The 1,971-nt window shown below is 61.8% G+C and carries 1 protein-coding gene and 1 pseudogene; both read right to left on the bottom strand.

Going from position 1 to position 1,971, the window contains the following annotated elements:
• Positions 1-475: 475 nt before the first annotated feature.
• Positions 476-823 carry a DMT family transporter gene (locus ON20_RS25965; protein ID WP_040839701.1) on the bottom strand — a complete coding sequence of 116 codons (348 nt, stop codon included), beginning with the start codon at positions 821-823 and terminating at the stop codon, positions 476-478.
• 116 nt (positions 824-939) lie between these two features.
• Positions 940-1,454 (bottom strand): annotated as a pseudogene (locus ON20_RS39250) (reverse transcriptase domain-containing protein); the annotation flags it as partial.
• Positions 1,455-1,971: the final 517 nt, after the last annotated feature.

Here is a 1,971-nt window from a genome sequence, read left to right on the forward strand (position 1 = left end):
ATGCTGCCACCTGCTCGGCCAGGGCTCCGCGAGCACTCCAGTGCGCGTAGGCCCATAAAGGTGCAGATAGTCGATGATGCGCCGACATGTCGGACGGTGGATCGCCCGTATCGCATCGACAGTCCAGAGGTGGTCGACCGCGCGAACCGCACCGTGGACGTAGAGTGCACCCTGCCCCGCACGTCTTCCGCTGTTTACGGCGTGTGGGAGATGCCTGCTCATTGGTCCTCCGCTAGTGGGTCAGTGGTCGACTGTGGGGGCCTGTCGGCGGTCGAGTCCGGGATGCAACGAGTAAGTTCATGAAGATACTCATCGAGCCGGGCGAAGCTCACCTCCCATAGAGCTCGGAACCATTCGAACCACACCGCAGTCAACTCCTCCGACCGCGCAGTCCGGACCGAACCGGCAGCCATAGTTTTCTTGATGGTTATTTAAACAACAAGATTAATACAATGAATGGACGCACGTCGAGTCGTCAGTTTCCTCGTGCAGACTCTCCGGTCTGTTCCGTGAGCTGGAGCCATACAACGCCCCCGATGATGAGCGCGAGAGCAATCACACGCGTTAGGCCGACAGGCTCTCGGAGCCAAATCATGTCGACAAGGGCAGTGCCTGTCGCACCGATTCTGACGAACACGGCATAGGCAGTTTCGATGGGAAGCGTTCTCACGCCCAGGTTCAGCACGAACACCACCGCGACCGCCAGAAGGCCGCACACCACAGTGGGAACCAACTTCGTAATGCCATCTGCGAGCCGGATGCCGTGCGCCCACGTGATCTCCAGCAGACCGGCGACAATGATCGCCGGCCAGGTCGGATTCACGACAGACTCCGGAGCTCGGAGGTGACGAACCGCTCCCGAGCATGTGAGCCTCCGAGAGCGCTCGCTCGAATGCTTCGGAGATGTCGGATCGGGCTTGATTGGTCGGCAGCTCAGGTTCATGCCTGCGGGGTGCCGCTGACACTGTCCCTGGCGAAACCGTTCGGGGCGAGGACCCCCGCCTTCAAGAACGCCTTCACCAGCGCGAGTACCCGCCTGTCTCCGATCCGGACCCGCACCCGGTCCATCAGCGCCGGATGTGAGATCTCGTCGAAACACGCCTCGATATCGCCCTCCAGCACCCACTCGTAGGTCTTGGATGCCAGAAAGACGGTCTCGGCGACTGCGTCGTGTGCTCGTCGGTTCGGCCGGAACCCATAGGAACACGGCTGAAAATCCGCCTCCCAGATCGGTTCCAGCACCAGCTTCAGCGCGGCTTGCACCACGCGGTCGGTCACGGTCGGAATCCCAACCGGCGCATCTTGCGCGACCCCGGTTTCGGGATAAGCCGTTCCTTGACCGGCAGCGGACGGAAAGTGCGGAACCGCAAACTATCCCGCACTTCGGCGAGGAAGTTATCCACACCGATCTGTTCCCGAACGAAGGCGACAGTGGTCCCGTCGACTCCGGACGAGCGTGCTCCCTTGTTCCCCGAGACCCGTTCCCACGCCATCAACAGGAACGCGGGATCGGTAACGAGGTTGAACAGATCATCGAGCCGACGATGAGGATCGTCGTTCGCCCAACGGTGCAGCTTGGTCTGGATACCCAGTACCCGCCGCTCGGCCCGCAACGCGGCGATCGACGGCTCACTCGTATTCACCAGTGCCCTCCTGGCATTCCAGTACTTCCACCACAGACTTGCTGGCTCCCTTCGCCATGTGACCGGCTTTCCCGACCTCGGACTACTACGAAGCCTCCGTCCTGCCCAGCATTATCAGTAGACGACGCGCCTGCCCTGCCGCCACGCCGGCTGCGCAGCAGCGAGGGCGGTCCTGGACGGTTCCCACGTTCATCACGTACTCGATCGACGAGTGAGGCATCCTGACCTGCTCCCCGTGAACGCGACCGGCCGGAATTAGAGTCCTGTTGGCCCTGGTGAGGGCCAGGAGGGACGATAGGAACCATGGCTGGACGGAAACGGCATTCCT

The organism is Nocardia brevicatena NBRC 12119 (genome assembly GCF_000308495.1).
GTDB lineage: Bacteria > Actinomycetota > Actinomycetes > Mycobacteriales > Mycobacteriaceae > Nocardia > Nocardia brevicatena.